Here is a 19,574-nt window from a genome sequence, read left to right as displayed (position 1 = left end):
CTCAGCCCGCACTCCTAGAAGGTGCAGCTCGGGCAGCGGGCTACCGCGCTTCAAAGCTATAGCAGGAAGCAGACCTGAAAAATCGGCCCCTCCTCAACTTTCCGAGGAGGGGCCGATTTCCGCTTAACGGTGCGGTTTTAGCCCATCAGTCGTGCCGTTCCACGGGTGTCCCGCCCTGTTGCGTCCCCCATGGCGCCGATAAACTCGCCCCAGGGCACCAGACGGGGAGGGCAAGCAACAGATGTATCAGGAAAAAGCTCAGACATTACGGGCCCTGCTGCGGCGCGAGAAGGATGAATACACCCACGGAGAGCACCGGCCGCTGGGCTCATTCCTGTTGCTGATGGGTGTTCACGGCGCAGGACTGGCCTTGGGGACAGCCGCCGTTCACCGCTCCCGCCGCACCCTGCCGGACGCGCCCCGGTGGAGCGACCTGGCGCTGATCGCTATTGCCACACACAAGCTCTCCCGCCTGCTGACCAAGGCCCCGGTCACCAGCCCGCTGCGGGCTCCCTTCACTACCTTTGAAGGGCAAAGCGGAGCAGCCGAACTGGCCGAAGACGTACGCGGCACCGGGCTACGGAAAGCCATCGGCGAACTGCTGACCTGCCCGTTCTGCCTAGGCCAATGGGTGGCCAGCGGCTTTATCTTCGGCCTGCTGCTGGCTCCGAAGCCAACCCGCTGGACCGCCGCCCTGTTCAGCGCGGAATTCGGGGCCGACCTCCTCCAGTTCTTCTACTCGAAGGTGCAGAAGTCGGCGGCATGAGTTCCGACGCAGCGCTCCAGGCCTCCTGAGTCCCGGACGAAACCGGGTTGAAGCCGCCGGAGCCGTCGACCGAACAGGAGTTGAGTCGCGGCAAGACGCCTAATACTCACCGTGCAAACAGCGAACGCCCCGCATCTGCTTGTGCAGGTACGGGGCGTTCGCCACAGTTAAGTTTCAGTGCGTGTCGACCGCGGAAACCTCGGACTTGTCGCCGCTCCAAAGGGTGTGGAAGGTGCCTTCGGCGTCCGTCCGCCCGTAGGTGTGGGCGCCGAAGAGGTCGCGCAGGCCCTGGGTCAGGGCGGCAGGCAGGCGCTTACGGCGCAGCCCGTCGTAGTAGGCCAGCGAGGATGCGAACACCGGTACCGGGATGCCCAGCTGGACGGCGGTGGCCACCACGCGGCGCCAGGCGGGGACTGCCGCGCCGATCGCTTCGGCGAAGGCCGGGGCGAAGAGCAGGTTTTCCGGCTTGGAGTCGCCGGCGTAGGCCTTCATGATGTCGTCCAGCAGTTCTGCGCGGATGATGCAGCCGGCGCGCCAGAGCGAGGCGATCTCGTCCAGCTTCAGGTCCCAGCCGTACTCGCCCGCGGCGGAACCGAGCATGTCGATGCCCTGGGCGTAGCTGACCAGCTTGGACGCGAACAGCGCCTGGCGGACGTCCTCGACGAAGCTCTGGGGGACCTTAACGTCCTCTTCGTGCCCTGAGAGCACGTCCTGGGCAATCGCCCGCTGGCCGCGCTGCGAGGAAAGGCCGCGCGCGAAAACCGACTCGGCAATGCCGGAGACCGGCGATCCGAGCTCCAGTGCGGAGACGACGGTCCAGCGCCCGGTGCCCTTCTGCCCGGCGGAGTCCACCACCACGTCGACGAACGGCTTGCCGGTCTTGGCGTCGGTGTGCGCGAGCACCTCCGCGGTGATCTCGATGAGGAAGGACGAGAGCTCGGTCTTATTCCAGGCGGTGAAGATCTCGGCCTGTTGCTGCGGCTCCAGGCCGGCACCGGTGCGGAGCAGGTCGTAGGCCTCGCCGATGACCTGCATGTCAGCGTACTCGATACCGTTGTGCACCATCTTCACGAAGTGGCCCGCGCCATCGGTGCCCACCCAGCTGCAGCAGGGTTCGCCGTCGTACTTGGCGGAGATCTTTTCCAGCATGGGGCCGAGTGAATCGTAGGACTGCCGGGAACCGCCGGGCATGATGGACGGTCCGAGGAGCGCCCCTTCCTCGCCGCCCGAGACCCCGATGCCCACGAAGTGCAGCCCCTTCTCGGCCAGGGCGGCCTCACGGCGCCGGGTGTCCTCGTAGTGCGAGTTGCCGGCGTCGATGACGATGTCGCCCTCTTCCAGCAACGGCACCAACTGCTCGATGACCGAGTCGACCGGCTTGCCGGCCTTGACCATGATGAGCACGCGGCGGGGCTTCTGCAGGTTGTCCACCAGCTCCTGCAGCGACTCGGTGCGGATGAAGTCGCCCTCGTCGCCGTGGGCGGACAGCAGGGCGTCCGTCTTTTCCACGGAGCGGTTGTGCAGGGCGACCGTGAAGCCGTTGCGGGCGAAGTTCCGTGCCAGGTTGGCGCCCATGACGGCCAGACCTGTCACACCGATGTGTGCGCTCATTGAGTCTCCATGTGTGCGGTCCCCGCGGTCAGGGACGTCAGCGTACAGCCCGAGCGGGCCGAGGTTCCTCCCCAAGCCTAATCCCGACCGGCGGCACCGGCTAAGCGGGCTGGCGTTAGCTGTGACTCATTCGCCGGCGGCAGCCGAGGGACGGAAGCGCAGCCAGGCGTCGATTGCGGCATCGTCCGCGTCGTCCCCGTCGGGAGAGCCACGGCCGGACAGCGCGCCGGGAATGCCACTGCCGGCGACGGCGTCCGTGCCGGGATCCGGGCGGGGAGTCGATGCACGAGGCGTTGCCGCGGTCAGCTCTGCTTCATCCAGCACGTCCTGCCCGGGCATCCGGCCGGCGTCTTGTCCCGAGCAAGGCCGGCGGTGCGTGCCGGAGCAAGCACAGAGCCGTGCCGAGAAGGAGCGCGCAGGGATGAAAGTGTGGCCTGCACTACGGCAGAACTTCTCCATTGTTGCCCCTCACGAAAGCCGGCATGACCGCTTCAGCCTTGCAGACCCAAGGCCCGTTGTGGAGGGTTTGGAGACGCCGTTGCTTAACCGTTATTGCACGACTCAGCAGCTGCTCTGTCTTGGCTTAAGATCGGCGCAATTGGGGCCGATTGCGCCCATCTGCGGGTCGCGGATGGTATGGCCCAGTGCCGGCTTTTGGCCCGGAAAAGCGGATATTGAGTGACACGTTTGCCAGATCAATCTTGGTGGTTGAGAAATGCCCACGGGTCATGGCAGACTGTGGCTTGGCGGTGGCATTGAACGCCCGGGAGCCCCCATCTCCCGGTTGCTGCACCGCTTATCCCCTGGCAGTTCCGTTGATCCCCCATCTAACGGCTGCCCCGAAAGGCACTGTCCCTCACGGGACAGTGCCTTTCCCTTTGGACCTGTGAATGGACGGCGATCCGGGGGACGAAGATCCTCACGACCGGCGAGTATGGCTGGCAGCTTTTTCCCATTTCCGGCCGGAAGCCTCGCGGCAGGTCGGTGCCGCTTGCCGGGCAGCGTGGAAGACCCGGTTGGGGACCTGGGAGCCCCCTTGCATCGGGGGAAGAGTTCCGACGTGGTCGGAGGCTGGGCGCGGACTAACACCTCATCCGGCATCCCCAACTCCGAGGGACAGCCCCGCCCATCCCCCAACAGCGGGCGGGGCCGTTACCTCATCCATCCGGCTCCCCTGCCCCCTGCAGCGGCTACCGGGAGCCCCACGATACACCGGCAGCCGTCCGCTGAACCCCAAGATTCGCTCAGGAATGGGGGGCCCGCTACCCGGGAACCGGAAACTGCGGCTCGGCGCATGCGGGGGCATGGGCACGAAAAAACCCCGCGCTCCCAGGCGACTGGCCTGACAGTGCGGGGTTTGTTCGTGGGTCCTACCGGGATCGAACCGATGACATCCACGGTGTAAACGTGGCGCTCTACCAGCTGAGCTAAAGACCCGTTGTAATGTCGAAAGCGGGACCGCGGAGCGTTATCCGCCGCAACATCACGAGGATTTACTCTACCGGATAAACCGGCGTGAACGCCAACCAAATTCACGTGCGGATCAACACGATGCAACCTGTAACCTGAGACCTTCCTCAGGGGGAGCAGCCGGCGCCCGGATGGGCAGCACGTCCTCCTGGCAGCGCCTCAGGCCGGCTTGGGGAGCCGGCCCGGCAACTCCGCAGCCAAGTGGCCGAGAGCCTCGGAGACGCCCGTTTCCAGCTTCAGGTCGGCCAGTTCGTCGCCGCGGGTGGCGCCGCGGTTGATGATCACTACGGGTTTGCCCTGTTTGGCGGCGTGCCGGACGAACCGCAGGCCGCTCATCACGGTGAGCGAGGACCCGGCAACCAGCAGCGCCCCGCCGTCGTCCACCATGGCGTAGGCCGCCGCCACCCGGTCCTTGGGGACATTCTCGCCGAAGTAGACGAAGTCCGGCTTGAGCATGCCGCCGCAGACCAGGCAGTCGGCCACGACGAAGCGGGAGGTGTCGGCGACGTCGGCATCGGCATCCGGAGCGACGTCGCCGGCATCGCCGGCGGCGGCGTAGGCGGGGTTGAGTTCCTCCAGCCGCACCGCCAGCGAGGAGCGACTGGTCACGTCCCCGCAGGCCAGGCAGATCACCCGGTCGAAACGCCCATGCAGGTCAATGACGTTCACGCTCCCGGCGTCCTCATGCAGCCGGTCCACGTTCTGCGTGATCAGGCCGCTGAGCAGGCCGTTCTGCTCCATCGCTGCCAGCGCGTAGTGGCCAAGGTTGGGCGCGGCGTGGTGCATGTGCCGCCAGCCGACGTGGTTGCGCGCCCAGTAGCGGCGGCGCAGGTCCTCGTCGCCGACGAACTGCTGGTAGGTCATCGGTGCGCGCGGGACGGAGGTGGGGCCGCGGTAGTCCGGGATGCCGGAATCGGTGCTGAGGCCCGCGCCGGTCAACACGGCCAGACTGCGTCCAGCCAGGATCTCGAGCGCCGGCCGCAGCAACTCCATGGCGGCTAGAGCTCTTTCAGCACGCGGTGGTATTCCTGGATGTCGCGGGCCTGGCTGCGGGGATTGCGGATTACGTGCCGCAAGATCCCTTCGGCGTCGATGATGAAGGTACCGCGCAGCGCCATGCCGGAGTCGTCGTCGAACACGCCGTAGGCCTTGGCCGCATCGCCGTGCGGCCAGAAGTCGGCCAACAGGTCGAACTCGTAGCCCTCCTGCTCCGCGAACGCGCGCAGGGCGAACTTATGGTCGACGGACACGGCCAGCACGCGGGCATTCTCGCTGCGGAAGAGGCCCAGATCGTCGCGCAACTCACACAGCTCGCCGGTGCAGATGCCGGAGAAAGCGAACGGGTAGAAGACCAGCACGACGTTCTCACCGCGCAGGGCGGAGAGCCTGACGGGTTCGCCGAACTGGTTGGCCAGCTCGAAATCGGGTGCGGGCAGCCCGGTCCGGGGTGCGTCCGCGGTCACTTGTTGGTCCGCTTGCTGACCAGCCGGGTGGCGGCCCAATCGCCGGATACGCCGGCGGAAGTGGTCACGTGCAGGCCGGCAGTAGGCGCCGCTTCCTGGACGTCGGCCGGCGGCACGTAGCCGTCCCGGCCGGACTTCGGCGTCAGCACCCAGACCACCCCGCCCGGCCCGAGGGTTGTCTGCGTGTCGACCAGCGCGTCCACGAGGTCGCCGTCGCCGTCACGCCACCACAGGATCACTGCGTCCACCACGTCGTGGTCGTCCTCGGTCAGCAGTTCGGAGCCGGTGAGGTCCTCGATGTCGTCACGCAGATCGAAGTCCACGTCCTCGTCATAGCCGAATTCCTGGATCAGGTCCCCGTCTTTGAAACCCAAATTGCCTGCCACATTCTCTACCGCGGCGGCTTCGGCCTCGCCCACTGTGCTCCTCCTGTATGGAACGTATTGATTCATCCCACCGATGGCGATGGGCGTGTTGCTAGTTACAAGCCAACACCCTAATCGCCCTCGCTTCAAGCCACCCGCAAGACGCTGCCGGTTTTTGCCGCGCCGCGGCGCCGCTTTACGCCTCTTTCTTAAGGGACGACGGCGGGGGCCCTACGGAAACGGTGTCCGTGCGTCCGGCAACGGCGTCGGCGGTGCGGCCTCCGCCGTCGTCGTAACAAGTGGCACGGCCGGCTCCGGCTGCGTTGTAATGCCGTGAACAGTTAGAGTGGCACTGAAGAATATCTCCCGGCCGGACCATGCGCCGGGTCGCTATGCCACGTAAGGCGCAGACACAATCTGCACGTATGAGAGGTTGGACGTGAGCGCAGGAGAAGATACCTCGCACATCCTGAGCGGGCTGACAAGCCAGCTGCCGGATCGCGATCCCGAAGAAACCGCCGAATGGATTGAGTCCTTCGACGGTCTGGTGGAGAGCCAGGGCACCGAACGGGCCCAGTTTATTGTCCGCTCCATCCTGCAGCGTGCGGGTGCGCAGAGCGTCGGCGTGCCGATGGTGACCACCACGGACTACGTCAATACCATTCCGGTCGACCAGGAGCCGGAGTTCCCGGGCGACGAGGAGATCGAGCGCCGCTACCGCGCCTGGATGCGCTGGAACGCGGCCATGCTGGTGCACCGGGCCCAGCGTCCGGACATCGGCGTGGGCGGACACATCTCCACGTACGCCGGCGCGGCCACCCTCTACGAAGTGGGCTTCAACCACTTCTTCCGCGGCAAGGACCACCCCGGCGGCGGCGACCAGATCTTCTTCCAGGGCCACGCCTCCCCCGGCATGTACGCGCGCGCCTTCTTGGAAGGCCGGCTGTCCGAGGAGGACCTGGACGGCTTCCGGCAGGAAAAGTCCCGCGAAGGCCATGCCCTGCCCTCCTACCCGCACCCGCGCTCCATGCCCGAGTTCTGGGAATTCCCCACCGTCTCCATGGGCATCGGCCCGGCCAACGCCATCTACCAGGCGCAGCTCAACCGCTACCTGCAGAACCGCGGGATCAAGGACACCTCCGACCAGCACGTCTGGGCCTTCCTGGGCGACGGCGAGATGGACGAACCGGAGTCGCGCGGCTTCCTGCAGCTGGCTGCCAACGAAAAGCTGGACAACCTCACGTTCGTGATCAACTGCAACCTGCAGCGCCTCGACGGGCCGGTGCGCGGCAACGGCAAGATCATGCAGGAGCTCGAGGCCTTCTTCCGCGGCGCCGGCTGGCATGTCATCAAGGTGACCTGGGGCCGGGAGTGGGACGAACTGCTCGCCAAGGACCATGACGGCGCGCTGGTGGACATCATGAACTCCACCCTCGACGGCGACTACCAGACCTACAAGGCCGAATCCGGCGGGTTTGTCCGCGAGCACTTCTTCGGCAAGACCCCGCAGACCAAGGAAATGGTCGCGGACATGACCGACGAGCAGATCTGGAACCTCAAGCGCGGCGGCCACGACTACCACAAGGTCTACGCCGCCTACCGCGCCGCCACCGAATTCAAGGGCAAGCCCACGGTGGTCCTCGCCCAGACGGTCAAGGGCTACGGCCTGGGCACGCACTTCGAGGGCCGCAACGCGACCCACCAGATGAAGAAGCTGACCCTGCAGGACCTGAAGGACTTCCGCGACCACCTGCGCATCCCGATCTCGGACGAGCAGCTCGAGGCCGATCCGTACCGGCCGCCGTACTACCGGCCGGGCCCGGACACCCCGGAGATCAAGTACATGATGGAACGCCGGGCCGCGCTCGGCGGCGCCGTGCCGGAGCGCCGGACCGCGCACCAGCAGCTGCACCTGCCCGAGGACAAGGCGTACGAGGTTGCCAAGCGCGGCTCCGGGAAACAGCAGGCGGCCACCACCATGGCGTTCGTGCGCCTGCTGAAGGACCTGATGCGGGACAAGGAATTCGGTGCCCGCGTGGTCCCGATCATTCCGGACGAGGCACGGACCTTCGGCATGGACTCGTTCTTCCCGACCGCCAAGATCTACAACCCCAAGGGGCAGAACTACCTCTCCGTGGACCGCGATTTGGTCCTGGCGTACAAGGAATCCCCACAGGGACAGATCCTGCATACGGGCATCAACGAATCCGGCTCCACCGCCGCCTTCACCGCCGTCGGCACCTCCTACGCCACCCACGGCGAGCCCTTGGTGCCGATCTACATCTTCTACTCGATGTTCGGCTTCCAGCGCACCGGTGACTTCTTCTGGGCCGCCGCCGACCAGATGGCCCGCGGCTTCGTAATCGGCGCTACCGCGGGACGGACCACCCTGACCGGCGAGGGCCTGCAGCACGCGGACGGGCACTCCCCGGTCCTCGCCTCCACCAACCCGGCGGTCGTCACCTACGACCCGGCCTACGGGTACGAGATCGGACACATCATCCGCGCCGGCCTGGAGCGCATGTACGGCGGGAACCATCCGGATCCCAACGTGATGTACTACCTGACCGTGTACAACGAGCCGATCGTCCAGCCCGCCGAACCGGAGGAACTGGACGTCGAGGGCCTGGTCAAGGGCATCTACCTGCTGGCTCCGGCCAAGGTCGACGGGCCCCGCACCCAGCTGCTGGCCTCCGGCGTGGCCGTGCCGTGGGCGCTGGAAGCCCAGCAGCTGCTGGCCGATGACTGGGGCGTCTCCGCCGACGTCTGGTCGGTGACCAGCTGGAACGAACTGCGCCGCGACGGCCTGGCCGCCGAGGAGGAGGCGTTCCTGAACCCCGGCGCCGAGCCGCGCAAGCCCTTCGTGGCCCAGCAGCTCGAAGGGGCGACCGGCCCGATCGTGGCGGTCAGCGACTACATGGCGGCCGTGCCGGACCAGATCCGGCAGTACCTGCCCAACGAGTTCGCGACCCTGGGCGCCGACGGCTTCGGGTTCTCCGACACGCGGGCCGCGGCCCGGCGCTTCTTCAAGATCGACAGCCACTCGATCGTGGTCCGGGCACTGCAGATGCTGGCCCGCCGCGGCGAAGTCGATCAGAATGTGCCGCGGGACGCGTTCGACAAGTACCGCCTGATGGACGTCAACGCGGGCACCTCGGGCAACGCCGGCGGCGACTCCTAGCCGCGGCAACACGCCACCCGACGGGCGGCGGACCCGGCGCTTTGCGGCCGGGTCCGCCGCCTGTTTTAGTAGGAACCACACAAAAGCCGGAATGGAGCTTGCCCGGGCAAGTGCGTATGCTCGTTGCATGCCCCACGCCCGGACCGAACCTGCCAAGACGGCTGCCCCACCGGGCACGACGGCCGCCAAGAAAACCACGGCACGGCAGGCGACGCCGTCGACCTCCGCCGCCGGCGGGCGCCGCGCCGGCGCAGGGCGGAAGGGCGACCGGGCCGCCACTGGCAACCCGGCAACCTTGGAGCGGCTGCGGACCAAGGTCGGGGCGCTGGCGACGGTGACCCTGAAGCGGCTGGAGTCGGACCTGCCCTGGTACCGCGGGTTGCGGCCGGACGAACGCTCCGCCCTCGGTTTGGTGGCGCAAAAGGGCATCGCGTCGTTCGTGACGTGGTACGAACGCCCCACGTCCCCGGCCTGGGTGATGAACGACGTCTTCGGCACCGCCCCCACCGAGCTGACCCGCTCCATTAGCCTGCAACGCGCCCTGCAACTGATCCGCGTGGTGGTCGAAGCCGTCGAAGACGAAGTGCCGGACCTTGCCGGCGAAAGCGACGAGGCCCAACTGCGCGAAGCGGTGCTGCGCTATTCCCGGGAGGTCGCCTTCGCTGCCGCCGACGTGTACGCCCGCGCCGCCGAGACGCGCGGCTCCTGGGATACCCGGCTCGAGGCGCTGGTCGTGGATGCGATCCTCCGCGGCGAAAGCTCCGACGCCCTGCGCTCCCGGATCGCCGCGGTCGGCTGGAAGACCACCGGGCCCATCACGGTGATGGTGGGCGGCTCCCCCGGTGAACCGGGCCCCAGCTTCGTGACCGAACTGCGCCGCGCCAGCTCCCGCTACGCCGCCGACACACTGGTGGGCATCCAGGGCGAGCGGCTGATCCTGGTGCTGGGCGGCCTGTCGGACCAGGACACCGCCTTCGTGCGCCTGGCCGAACTCTTCGGGCCCGGGCCGGTGGTCTACGGCCCGGAGGCCCGCTCGCTGGTGGACGCCAGCACCTCGGCCCAGGCCGCCTTCGCCGGGCTTAACGCGGCCAAGGCCTGGCCGGCCGCGCCGCGTCCCGTGGCCGCCAACGACCTGTGGCCCGAACGGGTGATGTCCGGCGACGACGCCGCGCGCCGCGACCTCTACAAGTACATTTACGTGCCGCTGCTCAACGCCGGCAACGGGCTGGTCGAAACGCTCTCCAGCTACCTGTCGCTGGGGCATTCGCTGGAAGCCACGGCGCGGGAACTGTTCGTCCACGCCAACACGGTGCGCTACCGGCTGCGCCGGGTCTGCGACGTGACCGGCTGGGATCCGCTGCTGCCGCGGGAGGCCTTCGTGCTCCAGACTGCCCTCGGCGTGGGCCGCCTGATGGCTCCCGCGCGGAACCCGAAGGACCGCGCGCCGGCTCGGCAGTAGTCCGCGGCACCTTGTAGACTTCCTACAAAGCGGTTCGGCGAGCTTCGTGTGCCGAAACACCGTGGAAACCGCCTCCTCTTTGGAAAGCTTGAATACGTGCTTGCAATAGTCTGCCCGGGCCAGGGTTCCCAGACGCCCGGAATCCTCAATCCCTGGCTCGAGGTCCCCGGTGTGCCCGAACACCTCGGACTGCTCAGCGACATCGCCCAGCTGGACCTTCTCACGCACGGCACCGTGTCCGATGAGGAGACCATCAAGGACACCGCCGTCGCCCAGCCCCTGATCGTGGCCGCCGGCCTGCTGGCCGCCCGCGCCCTGACCGCCGATGAGCCGCTCGACCTGTCCACCGTCGTGGCCGGCCACTCCGTGGGTGAAATTACGGCGTCCGCCATCGCCGGCGCGCTGACCGAGAACGATGCCATGAACTTCGTGCGCGAGCGGGCGAACGCCATGGCGCGCGCCGCCGCGCAGACCCCGACCGGGATGAGCGCCGTGCTCGGCGGGGACCCGGACGACGTGCTCGCCGCGATCGAAGCGGCCGGGCTCACCCCGGCCAACGCCAACGGCGGCGGCCAGACCGTGGCCGCCGGCACGCTCGAGCAGCTGCAGGCGTTCGCCGCGAATCCGCCGGCCAAGGCGCGGGTGATCCCGCTGAAGGTCGCCGGCGCCTTCCACACCGAACACATGGCCCCGGCGGTCAGCGCGCTGGAAACCCTGCGTCCCCAGCTGAAGCCGGCCCTGCCGTCGCTGACCCTGCTCTCCAATTACGACGGCGAACCGGTCTTCGGCGGCGACGAGAACCTGGACAGCCTGATCGCCCAGGTGTCGCGCCCGGTCCGCTGGGACAAGTGCATGGAGAAGCTGGTGTCCGTCGGCGTCACCGGGCTGCTGGAGCTGCCGCCGGCCGGCACCCTCGCCGGGCTGGCCAAGCGCGGCATGAAGGGCGTAGCAACCATGGCCCTGAAGTCGCCGGAAGACCTGGAAGCGGCCCGCGCCTTCATCGCCGAGCACACCGAACAGACCCCCGTCCTGAACCGCACGTCTGGAGAATCCGAGCAGTGAGCACACCCGTCATCCAGCAGACCCCGCTACGCGACTTCACGCGCATCCTGGGCATCGGAGCGTACCGTCCGGACGTCATCGTCACCAACGACGACGTCTGCCAGTGGATCGATTCCTCCGACGAGTGGATCCGCCAGCGGACCGGAATCGTGACCCGTCACCGGGCGGGCGCCAACACGTCCGTGCTGGACATGGCCGAAGGCGCCGCCAAGGAAGCGATGGCCCAGGCCGGCATCACCGGCGACCAGCTCGGGGCCGTCCTCGTCTCCACCGTCTCCCATCCCTACGCCACGCCGTCGGCCGCCGCGGCCCTGGCCGACCGGATCGGCGCCACCCCGGCTCCCGCCTTCGATATCTCCGCCGCCTGCGCCGGCTACTGCTACGGCATTGCTCAGGCCGATGCCCTGGTCCGCTCCGGAACCGCCGACTACGTGCTGGTGGTCGGCGCGGAGAAGCTCTCCGACGTCATCGACAACACCGAGCGGACGATCTCGTTCCTGCTGGGCGACGGCGCCGGCGCCGTCATCGTGGGCCCGTCCGACACGCCGGGCATCAGCAAGCCGGTCTGGGGCTCCGACGGCAGCAAGTGGGACACCATCAGCATGACCCACTCGCTCAACCACGTCCGCGAGCTCTCGCTGGCCGCAGAGGCCGCCGGCTCGCTCTCGGCCGTCTCGGACACCTTCGACGAGAATGACCACAAGCTCTGGCCCACGCTGCGGCAGGACGGCCCATCCGTGTTCCGCTGGGCGGTCTGGGAAATGGCCAAGGTAGCCAAGCAGGCGCTGGAGGCGGCCGGCCTGCAGCCCGAAGACCTCGCCGCGTTCGTGCCGCACCAGGCGAACATGCGCATCATCGACGAGATGGTCAAGCAGCTGAAGCTGCCCGAGAGCGTGGTCGTGGCGCGGGACATCGCCGACGCCGGCAACACCTCGGCGGCGTCCATCCCCTTGGCCACCCACCGCCTGTTGCAGGAGAACCCCGCGCTCTCCGGAGGATTCGCCCTGCAGATCGGCTTCGGCGCCGGCCTGGTCTTCGGCGCGCAGGTCATCGTCCTGCCGTAGACTGCCTTGCGGTAGTCGGGCCTCCCCTACATTCCCACCAGAACCAGGCCGCAGACCGCGGTTTGACACCCCGTCCGGACACCGTCCGGCAGCACAAGAAAAGGAGCCACCATGGCTAGCAACGAAGAAATCCTGGCCGGTCTGGCCGAGATCGTCAATGAAGAGACCGGCCTGGCCCCGGAGGCTGTCGAGATGGACAAGTCCTTCACCGATGACCTGGACATCGATTCCATCTCGATGATGACCATCGTGGTCAACGCCGAGGAAAAGTTCGGCGTGCGCATCCCGGACGAAGAGGTCAAGAACCTCAAGACCGTCGGTGACGCCGTCAACTTCATCGTCAACGCCCAGGCGTAGTTCCGCGCCGCCCGGGGGCTCCCGGGACTCGGCGGCCGGCGGGTGACCCCCGGTCCGGCCGCCGCACCGGATTTATTGCCCAATCACTATTGAGAGAATGAATCAATGGCACGCAAAGTAGTCATCACCGGCCTCGGCGCCACCACCCCGATCGGCGGCGACGTCCCCACGATGTGGCGGAATGCGCTCAAGGGCGTTTCCGGGGCCCGTACCCTCGAAGATGATTGGGTAGCCCAGTACGAGCTGCCGGTGACGTTCGCCGCCCAGGCCAGCAACCGCCCGGACGAAGTACTGACCCGGGTCGAAGCCAAGCGGATGGACCCCTCCACCCAGTTCGCCGTGGTGGCGGCCCGTGAGGCCTGGAAAGACTCCGGCATCGAAGAGGTGGACCACGACCGCCTGGCCGTGGCTTTCGCCACCGGTATCGGCGGCGTGTGGACGCTGCTTGACGCGTGGGACACCCTGCGCGACCGCGGGCCCCGGCGGGTGCTGCCGATGACAGTGCCCATGCTGATGCCGAACGGCCCGGCCGCGGCCGTGAGCATGGACCTGGGAGCCCGCGCCGGCGCCCACACCCCGGTCTCCGCCTGCGCTTCCGGCACCGAAGCCATGGCCTTGGGCATCGACCTGATCCGCGCCGGCAAGGCCGACGTGGTCATGACCGGCGGCGCCGAGGCCGCGATCCACCCCATGCCCATCGCGGCGTTCAGCGCGATGCAGGCCCTGTCCAGGCGCAACGACGACCCCGAGCGTGCTTCGCGCCCGTACGACCTGGACCGGGACGGCTTCGTGATGGGCGAAGGCGCCGGCGCGCTGGTGCTCGAGGCCGAGGAACATGCTTTGGCCCGCGGTGCCCGCATCTATGCCGAGCTCGCCGGCTCCGGCGTCACCGCCGATGCTTACCACATCACCGCCCCGGATCCCGAGGGGCTTGGCGCCACCCGCGCGCTGAAGGCCGCACTGTTCGATGCCCGGGCACAGGCGACCGACGTGGTGCACGTCAACGCCCACGCCACGTCCACTCCTGTCGGCGACAAGCCGGAATACACTGCCTTGAAGGCCGCGCTCGGGGACCATGTCGGCAACGTTGCCGTCTCCGCGACCAAGTCGCAGACCGGCCACCTGCTCGGCGCGTCGGGCGCCGTGGAGTCCGTGATGACCGTGATGGCCGTCTACGAACGCCGCGCTCCGGCCACGATCAACCTGGACAACCAGGACCCGGAGATCCCGCTGGATGTGGTCACCTCCGCCCGCGACCTGCCGCAGGGCGACATCGTCGCGCTGAACAACTCCTTCGGGTTCGGCGGCCACAACGCCGTCGTCGTGTTCCGCAACGTCTAGCAGTTCACCGTTCACCATGTGCTTGCCTGCGGGCAACACGAAAGGGAGGGCGGCCGGTTATTACCGGTCGCCCTCCCTTTTGCGTGGATGGAGGAGGGAGTGAGCCGGCGTCAGCCGACCTGGTGCAGCCAGCGCACGGGGGCGCCTTCGGCGGCGTGGCGGAAAGGCTCGAGTTCTTCGTCCCAGGCCTCGCCCAGGGCGAGGGACAGTTCGTGGTAGACGGCAGCGGGATCGCCGGCACCGGCTTCGTAGGCGTAGCGGATGCGGTCCTCGCTCACCATGATGTTTCCGTGGACGTCGGTCATGGCGTGGAAGATGCCGAGTTCGGGCGTGTGCGACCAGCGGCCGCCGTCCACCCCGGCGCTCGGCTCTTCGGCGACTTCATAGCGCAGGTGGGCCCAGCCGCGCAGGGCGGAAGCCAGCATGGCGCCGGTCCCCTGCGCGCCGACCCACGACAGCTCGGCCCGGTACATTCCGGGCGCGGCAGGCTGCGGGGTCCACTCGAGATCCGTTCGCTTGTCCACGACGGATCCGACGGCCCACTCGATATGCGGGCACAGTGCCGAAGGTGCTGAATGCACAAACAGCACTCCACGCGTCATCACAACAGACATCCCATCCTCCATTTGCTGTAGGTACGTCTTCCCCAACGACCTTCAGCCTGTCAACGGATGGAACTTGTCAGTACTGCTGTTTCCGACGCTTCGTTCCTCATTGTGCCGTACGGCATCGAATTGCGCCAGTGTAACTACCAATGTGTTATGGCGTGTCGCCGGTTCCGCCGCTGCACGCCGGTCCAGGGGCTCCCCCAGCGGCCGTGTTCCGGGCGGAACGGCCTGGTTCCGCCCTCCCGTGTCTCCGGGATCAGGCCCGCGGGTGCGCCTGCTGGTAGCTGCGGCGCAGCCGGTCCACCGAGACGTGGGTGTAGAGCTGGGTGGTCGCCAAAGTGCTGTGGCCGAGGATTTCCTGGACTGCCCGGAGGTCCGCTCCCCCGTCCAACAGGTGCGTGGCGGCGCTGTGCCGGAGGGCGTGCGGCCCGGTGGCCGAGGTGTCGCCGAGCAGGCCGAAGAGCCTCGCCGCGACGGAGCGCACCTGGCGCGGGTCCACCCGCCTGCCCCGTTGGCCCAGGAACAGGGCCGGACCGCTTTCCGCGCGGGCGAGCCTGGGCCGACCGCGGCGCAGCCAGTCGTCCATGGCGACGGCGGCCGGCAGGCCGAACGGAACGGTGCGCTCCTTGTTGCCCTTACCGAGCACGCGGATGGTCCGGCGTTCGTTGTCCACGTCGTCGATGTCCAGGCCCGCGAGCTCGCTGACGCGCACGCCGGTGGCATAGAGCAGTTCGATCATCGCCCGGTCCCGCAGGGGCATCGGCTCCCCCTCGGCGGCTTCCTCGGCGAGCGTCCGGAACAACTCGTCGACCTGGGCCGGGCGCAGCACGGTGGGCAGCGAGCCGTTGCGTTTGGGCGCCTTCAGCCGGAGCGACGGATCGGTGTGGATGAGCTCTTCCCGCAGCGCCCAGCCCATGAACGTGCGGGCGGTGGCCGTGCGCCGCGCCAGCGTGGATCTGGCCATGCCGGCTCCGTTCATCGCGCCCAGCCAGGACCGCAGGGTGCCGAGCATGATGTCCGGCAGCTCCCGGGCACCGCTTTCCGCTGCGTAGCCGAGCAGGTGCCGGACGTCGGTCACATAGGCGCGGATGGTGTGTTCCGAGCGAGCCCGTTCCGCCTTCAGATAGCGGGCGAAGCCATCAAGGGCCGCGTCGAAGGCCTGTGGGAGCGGCCCGGTGCCCTGCTCTTCGGGTTGGTCTGCAGAGCTCATCCCCTCACTTTGCTGGCCCGGCCCGCCGAACTCAAGGAGGCGCACGGGAACGGGGCCGAATTGCCGCCGCGCCTCCTTCCCTGCGTCCTACTCAGTCCCTGCGCCCGCGGCGCCAGCCGGTGGCGTCCTGGAGGGCCAGTCCTGCCGCTTCCAACCGGCCGAGTCCCGCGAGGACGGTGCGGACCGGGATCCCCGCGACGGTGGCGAGCTTGTCCACGGTGCTTCCCCGGCGAACCGGCAGCGCGTCGAGCAGCAGCAGGTCGTCCACACCGAGTCCGTCGTGGTCGGCGAGCACCTCTTGACTCCCGGCCTGCACTGTTCCCAGCGGTCCCGCGAGCTCGGCCGCCTCTGCGGCATCCGTGACGGCAGTTGCGCTCCCGTCGCGCAGCAGCCGGTGGGTACCGGCCGAGTTCGCGCTGTAGACGGATCCGGGAACGGCGCCCACGCCGCGGCCAAGCCCTGCGGCGTGATGGGCGGTATTCAGTGCCCCGGAGCGCCAGTGGGCCTCCACCACGATGGTTGCGGCGGCCAACGCTGCGATGAGCCGGTTTCGTTGCAGGAATCTCCAACGTGTGGGTGCGGCGCCGGGCGGCACTTCCGCCAGCAGGATCCCCCGGCTGGCGATGGCGCGGAGCAGTTCTTCGTTTCCGGCCGGGTAGTACCGGTCCAGGCCACCGGCCATGACCGCCATGGTGGCGACATGTTCGGTCTCCGCCGCCAGGGCCGACCGATGGGCCTGCGCGTCGATCCCGTAGGCCCCGCCGGAAATCACGCAATAGCCGCGCTGTGCGAGTCCGCTGCTGATGTCGCCGGTCACCTGGTTGCCGTAATTCGTGCTGTCCCGGGAGCCGACAACGGCCACCGTCGACCGGACGTCCGGGATGCCGTCCGTGAACCTTCCCCGCGCCCAGAGGCAGAGCGGTTCGCCCAGCCCGAGGTCCGCCAACGACGCCGGCCACACGGCATCTCCGGGAATGAGCACGGTGCCGCCGAGCCTGCCGATCACGGCCAGGTCGCGTCCCGGCGCAAGGTCCTTAATGCGCGGCGCCCATCGTTCGAGGGCGTCGTTGAGCGGCTGGGCGTTGCAGGCAGTGGGTTCGCGGTCAAGGGCGCGCAGCAATTCCGCCTGCAAACCATGCCCGGCCTTGATCTGGCCGGTGGCGACTCTCAGGGCGTCGTGCGCGCCGGCAGCGGCGACCAGTGCCTGGCCGATCCAGTCAGACGGCTCCATCAGCCGGGACAACGCCGCCCTGGCAAGGCGTTCATCGGTGGACGGCAGTTGCGTCATTCTGGTTATCTCCTCCTGGCCGGCGGCCGCAGATGGCGAAGGCATGGTCAGGCCGCCTTGACCTGTTGGCGGAAGGCCAGCGCCGTACCGACGCAGTCCCGGTCCGGTCGGTCCAGGCCGGACAGGTCGGCGAGCGTCCACGCAACGCGCAGGACACGCGAGTAGCCACGGCCGGTCAGCACTCCGCATTCCATGGCCCGGTCCAAATCCCTGGTGATAGCGGCCGGCAGTCGCAGCTTCCCGGTCAACAGTTCGCCGCTGATCTCCGCGTTCAACCCGATGCCCCAAGGCTGCAGCCTCACCCGCTGGGCCGTCCGTGCCACCGCTACCCGGGCGGCGACGGCCGCGCTGTCCTCCCGCCGAGCACCCGCGGCCATCATCCCCACCGTCAGCCGTGGCAGAGTCAGCTGCAGATCGATGCGGTCGGTCAAGGGGTTGGAGAGCTTGCCAAAGTAGCGGCGCCTCTGGTCGGGCGTGCAGGTGCATTCCAAACCCTTGCCCCCGGAGAGCCCGCACGGGCAGGGGTTCGCAGCCATGACGAGCTGGAAGCGTGCCGGGTAGGCTGCGCTGCCCGCCGCCCGGTGTACCACCAGCCGCCCGCTCTCAAGCGGCTGGCGCAACGCGTCGAGCACCTGCCGGTCGTATTCGGGTGCCTCGTCCATGAAGAGCACCCCGCGGTGTGCCCGCGAGGCCGCTCCCGGGCGGGGAATGCCGGAGCCGCCCCCGATGATGGAAACCGCCGTTGCCGTGTGGTGCGGGCTCTCGTACGGTGGCCGCCGTACCAGTTCGGTCAGCGGGGCCGCCGTGGCACTCAGGGAGTGGATGGCGGTGACCTCCATGGCATGGTGGTCGGGAAGATCTGGCAGGATGCCCGGCAACCGTTCGGCGAGCATCGTCTTGCCGGCACCGGGCGGGCCGACGAGCAGCAAATGATGGCCGCCCGCAGCCGCGACTTCCAGCGCGGCCCGGGCTTCATGCTGCCCGGCCACGTCCGCCAGGTCGGGGGCGGGTGCCGGAGGAGCTGAGGCCGGCACGGACGGGGCCAACCGCTCTTGTGGGGCGAGATTTAGGCGGTTCGCGTCGGCGCCGAAGGCCCTGAGGACCTCAACCAGGTTGCCGAAGCTGCGCACTTGGGCGCCGGGCACCAGCGCGGCCTCGGCGGCGTTGGCGTCGGCAACGACAACATGCGGATACCCGGCTTCGACGGCCGCCACCACCGCCGGCAGTACACCCCTGACCGGCCGGAGCCTCCCATCCAGACCCAGCTCGGCCAGGAAGATGTTGCGGCCGCTGGGCCGGACGTCTCCCGCCGCCTGGAGCGAGGCCATCAGGATGGCCAAGTCAAAGCCGGAACCCTTCTTCGGCAGCGAAGCAGGGACAAGGTTGACGGTGATCTTCCGCCTGCTGAGCGGGACCCCCGCGTTCTTCGCAGCGGCCTTGATCCGTTCCTTGGCTTCGGTCAGGGCCGCGTCCGGCAGCCCCAGAAGAATAAAAGCCGGGAGGGTTTGGCCGATGTCCGCTTCTACCTCGACGATATGCCCGTTCAGCCCCACCAGCGCCACCGAGAACGTCCGTCCGAGTCCCATCAGCCGACGTCCTTCAGGTACTCGATCACAGGCCAACGCGCCTGTCCGTAGAGCACCGCGACGGCGTCCACCCTCATCGCCGTACCGGTCATGCCGTGGTCGAGCAGCCACTGGTGCCCCAGGGAGTGGAGACGGCGGACCTTCGCGTCGTTGATGGCTTCAAAGGGGTGGCCGTAGTCGGTGCTGCGCCGGGTCTTGACCTCGGAGACCACGATGGTCGCCCCGTCCACGGAGACGATGTCCAGTTCGCCGTCGGGGCTGCGCCAGTTTCGGTCGATGACACGCTGGCCGGCGCCGGAAAGATAGGACGCAGCCATCTCCTCACCGCGTCGGCCCAGTTCGTCTTTCGCTCTCATGCCCTCCAGCGTGGTGGCGGGCAGCAGGTGGAAGCTTCGCGAGACCCCGGGATGTGGACAGCCCGCCCCGGCCGGCAGCCTGTGCAGGGCGAGGCGGATCGGCCTGTCCAACCGTCGCCGGGGCCGGACAAGCGGGGCATGAACGGCGGGATCTACGATTCACCTAGACAAGGGCCTTCATCCTTAATCTAGGAGTACGTGAACGGCGCAGCTCATGTGCGTGTTCCACGGCAGACGGAAGCCGTGGGTGGATGGCAAGCCGTAGTGGCGACATTGGGATCACAAATGAGGCAGCGGAACATATAGATGGGCATGAAGAGGAGGATGTCTGTTTTAAGGACCTGAGAGCGTCAAGGAACGGCTATTGACTGAGGGGGTATGAAATCA

Annotated in this window: 17 protein-coding genes and 1 tRNA gene; 7 read left to right on the top strand and 11 right to left on the bottom strand. The window is 68.1% G+C overall.

Going from position 1 to position 19,574, the window contains the following annotated elements; all coding sequences use genetic code 11:
- The first annotated feature begins 241 nt into the window (after nucleotides 1-241).
- A complete protein-coding gene (locus tag AC5RUP_RS14015; protein ID WP_494153198.1) occupies nucleotides 242-766 on the top strand; it encodes a DUF1360 domain-containing protein in 525 nt (174 codons plus the stop codon).
- A 174-nt stretch (nucleotides 767-940) separates the two neighbouring features.
- Here AC5RUP_RS14015 and gnd read toward each other — a convergent pair whose 3' ends face one another.
- From gnd to AC5RUP_RS13985, 6 genes are all read right to left on the bottom strand, one after another.
- Nucleotides 941-2,377: an NADP-dependent phosphogluconate dehydrogenase gene (gene gnd, locus AC5RUP_RS14010; protein WP_494153199.1), complete on the bottom strand. Its 1,437-nt coding sequence runs from the start codon at nucleotides 2,375-2,377 to the stop codon at nucleotides 941-943.
- A gap of 126 nt (nucleotides 2,378-2,503) precedes the next feature.
- Nucleotides 2,504-2,716, bottom strand: coding sequence for a hypothetical protein (locus AC5RUP_RS14005; protein WP_494153200.1), 213 nt, complete (start codon nucleotides 2,714-2,716; stop codon nucleotides 2,504-2,506).
- A gap of 1,025 nt (nucleotides 2,717-3,741) precedes the next feature.
- Nucleotides 3,742-3,814, bottom strand: a tRNA-Val gene (locus tag AC5RUP_RS14000).
- Between the two features lie 192 nt (nucleotides 3,815-4,006).
- Entirely contained in the window at nucleotides 4,007-4,840 is an 834-nt protein-coding gene (locus tag AC5RUP_RS13995) for an NAD-dependent protein deacetylase (RefSeq protein ID WP_494153201.1), read from the bottom strand.
- A 5-nt stretch (nucleotides 4,841-4,845) separates the two neighbouring features.
- Entirely contained in the window at nucleotides 4,846-5,310 is a 465-nt protein-coding gene (locus AC5RUP_RS13990) for a peroxiredoxin (protein WP_494153202.1), read from the bottom strand.
- On the bottom strand, nucleotides 5,307-5,729 hold the full coding sequence (locus AC5RUP_RS13985; RefSeq protein ID WP_493986977.1) for a DUF3052 domain-containing protein: 423 nt from the start codon (nucleotides 5,727-5,729) through the stop codon (nucleotides 5,307-5,309). The genes AC5RUP_RS13990 and AC5RUP_RS13985 overlap by 4 nt, the downstream gene beginning before the upstream one ends.
- A 385-nt stretch (nucleotides 5,730-6,114) precedes the next feature.
- Between AC5RUP_RS13985 and aceE the strand changes: the two genes are divergently transcribed.
- From aceE to fabF, 6 genes are all read left to right on the top strand, one after another.
- Nucleotides 6,115-8,856: a pyruvate dehydrogenase (acetyl-transferring), homodimeric type gene (aceE, locus tag AC5RUP_RS13980; RefSeq protein WP_494153203.1), complete on the top strand. Its 2,742-nt coding sequence runs from the start codon at nucleotides 6,115-6,117 to the stop codon at nucleotides 8,854-8,856.
- A 127-nt stretch (nucleotides 8,857-8,983) separates the two neighbouring features.
- Nucleotides 8,984-10,315 (top strand): PucR family transcriptional regulator, encoded by a 1,332-nt coding sequence (locus AC5RUP_RS13975; RefSeq protein ID WP_494158665.1) that lies wholly within the window; start codon nucleotides 8,984-8,986, stop codon nucleotides 10,313-10,315.
- 96 nt (nucleotides 10,316-10,411) lie between these two features.
- Nucleotides 10,412-11,377: an ACP S-malonyltransferase gene (locus tag AC5RUP_RS13970; protein ID WP_494158664.1), complete on the top strand. Its 966-nt coding sequence runs from the start codon at nucleotides 10,412-10,414 to the stop codon at nucleotides 11,375-11,377.
- Nucleotides 11,374-12,441 (top strand): beta-ketoacyl-ACP synthase III, encoded by a 1,068-nt coding sequence (locus tag AC5RUP_RS13965; protein ID WP_494154721.1) that lies wholly within the window; start codon nucleotides 11,374-11,376, stop codon nucleotides 12,439-12,441. Before AC5RUP_RS13970 ends, AC5RUP_RS13965 begins: the two co-directional genes overlap by 4 nt.
- 111 nt (nucleotides 12,442-12,552) lie before the next feature.
- On the top strand, nucleotides 12,553-12,798 hold the full coding sequence (locus AC5RUP_RS13960) for an acyl carrier protein (protein WP_127514824.1): 246 nt from the start codon (nucleotides 12,553-12,555) through the stop codon (nucleotides 12,796-12,798).
- A 105-nt stretch (nucleotides 12,799-12,903) separates the two neighbouring features.
- A complete protein-coding gene (gene fabF / locus AC5RUP_RS13955; protein ID WP_494069627.1) occupies nucleotides 12,904-14,139 on the top strand; it encodes a beta-ketoacyl-ACP synthase II in 1,236 nt (411 codons plus the stop codon).
- 110 nt (nucleotides 14,140-14,249) lie between these two features.
- Here the strand turns inward: fabF and AC5RUP_RS13950 are convergent, their stop codons facing one another.
- The 5 genes from AC5RUP_RS13950 to AC5RUP_RS13930 form a co-directional block, all read right to left on the bottom strand.
- Nucleotides 14,250-14,753: a DUF3145 domain-containing protein gene (locus tag AC5RUP_RS13950; protein ID WP_493977382.1), complete on the bottom strand. Its 504-nt coding sequence runs from the start codon at nucleotides 14,751-14,753 to the stop codon at nucleotides 14,250-14,252.
- Nucleotides 14,754-15,003: 250 nt separating this feature from the next.
- A complete protein-coding gene (locus tag AC5RUP_RS13945) occupies nucleotides 15,004-15,957 on the bottom strand; it encodes a tyrosine recombinase XerC (RefSeq protein WP_494131675.1) in 954 nt (317 codons plus the stop codon).
- A 91-nt stretch (nucleotides 15,958-16,048) separates the two neighbouring features.
- Nucleotides 16,049-17,245, bottom strand: coding sequence for a DNA-processing protein DprA (dprA, locus tag AC5RUP_RS13940; protein ID WP_494153682.1), 1,197 nt, complete (start codon nucleotides 17,243-17,245; stop codon nucleotides 16,049-16,051).
- A gap of 47 nt (nucleotides 17,246-17,292) precedes the next feature.
- Complete coding sequence (locus AC5RUP_RS13935; RefSeq protein WP_494153681.1) at nucleotides 17,293-18,831, bottom strand: YifB family Mg chelatase-like AAA ATPase; 1,539 nt, start codon at nucleotides 18,829-18,831, stop codon at nucleotides 17,293-17,295.
- A complete protein-coding gene (locus tag AC5RUP_RS13930; RefSeq protein ID WP_494153680.1) occupies nucleotides 18,831-19,187 on the bottom strand; it encodes a YraN family protein in 357 nt (118 codons plus the stop codon). Before AC5RUP_RS13930 ends, AC5RUP_RS13935 begins: the two co-directional genes overlap by 1 nt.
- Nucleotides 19,188-19,574 lie beyond the last annotated feature (387 nt).

It is taken from the genome of Arthrobacter sp. Y3223151, from assembly GCF_059091125.1.
The sequence above is the reverse complement of the archived record's forward strand: the minus strand, read 5'-3'. Positions and strand labels throughout refer to the sequence as shown.

Excerpts from the sequence above, each read along its gene's own strand:
- dprA (WP_494153682.1), bottom strand. The coding sequence starts at position 17,245 with ATGACGCAACTGCCGTCCACCGATGAACGCCTTGCCAGGGCGGCGTTG.
- AC5RUP_RS14015 (WP_494153198.1), top strand. The coding sequence starts at position 242 with ATGTATCAGGAAAAAGCTCAGACATTACGGGCCCTGCTGCGGCGCGAG.
- AC5RUP_RS13960 (WP_127514824.1), top strand. The coding sequence starts at position 12,553 with ATGGCTAGCAACGAAGAAATCCTGGCCGGTCTGGCCGAGATCGTCAAT.
- fabF (WP_494069627.1), top strand. The coding sequence starts at position 12,904 with ATGGCACGCAAAGTAGTCATCACCGGCCTCGGCGCCACCACCCCGATC.
- AC5RUP_RS13935 (WP_494153681.1), bottom strand. The coding sequence starts at position 18,831 with ATGGGACTCGGACGGACGTTCTCGGTGGCGCTGGTGGGGCTGAACGGG.
- AC5RUP_RS13975 (WP_494158665.1), top strand. The coding sequence starts at position 8,984 with ATGCCCCACGCCCGGACCGAACCTGCCAAGACGGCTGCCCCACCGGGC.
- AC5RUP_RS13945 (WP_494131675.1), bottom strand. The coding sequence starts at position 15,957 with ATGAGCTCTGCAGACCAACCCGAAGAGCAGGGCACCGGGCCGCTCCCA.
- gnd (WP_494153199.1), bottom strand. The coding sequence starts at position 2,377 with ATGAGCGCACACATCGGTGTGACAGGTCTGGCCGTCATGGGCGCCAAC.
- AC5RUP_RS13950 (WP_493977382.1), bottom strand. The coding sequence starts at position 14,753 with ATGTCTGTTGTGATGACGCGTGGAGTGCTGTTTGTGCATTCAGCACCT.
- AC5RUP_RS13930 (WP_494153680.1), bottom strand. The coding sequence starts at position 19,187 with ATGAGAGCGAAAGACGAACTGGGCCGACGCGGTGAGGAGATGGCTGCG.
- AC5RUP_RS14005 (WP_494153200.1), bottom strand. The coding sequence starts at position 2,716 with ATGCCCGGGCAGGACGTGCTGGATGAAGCAGAGCTGACCGCGGCAACG.
- AC5RUP_RS13995 (WP_494153201.1), bottom strand. The coding sequence starts at position 4,840 with ATGGAGTTGCTGCGGCCGGCGCTCGAGATCCTGGCTGGACGCAGTCTG.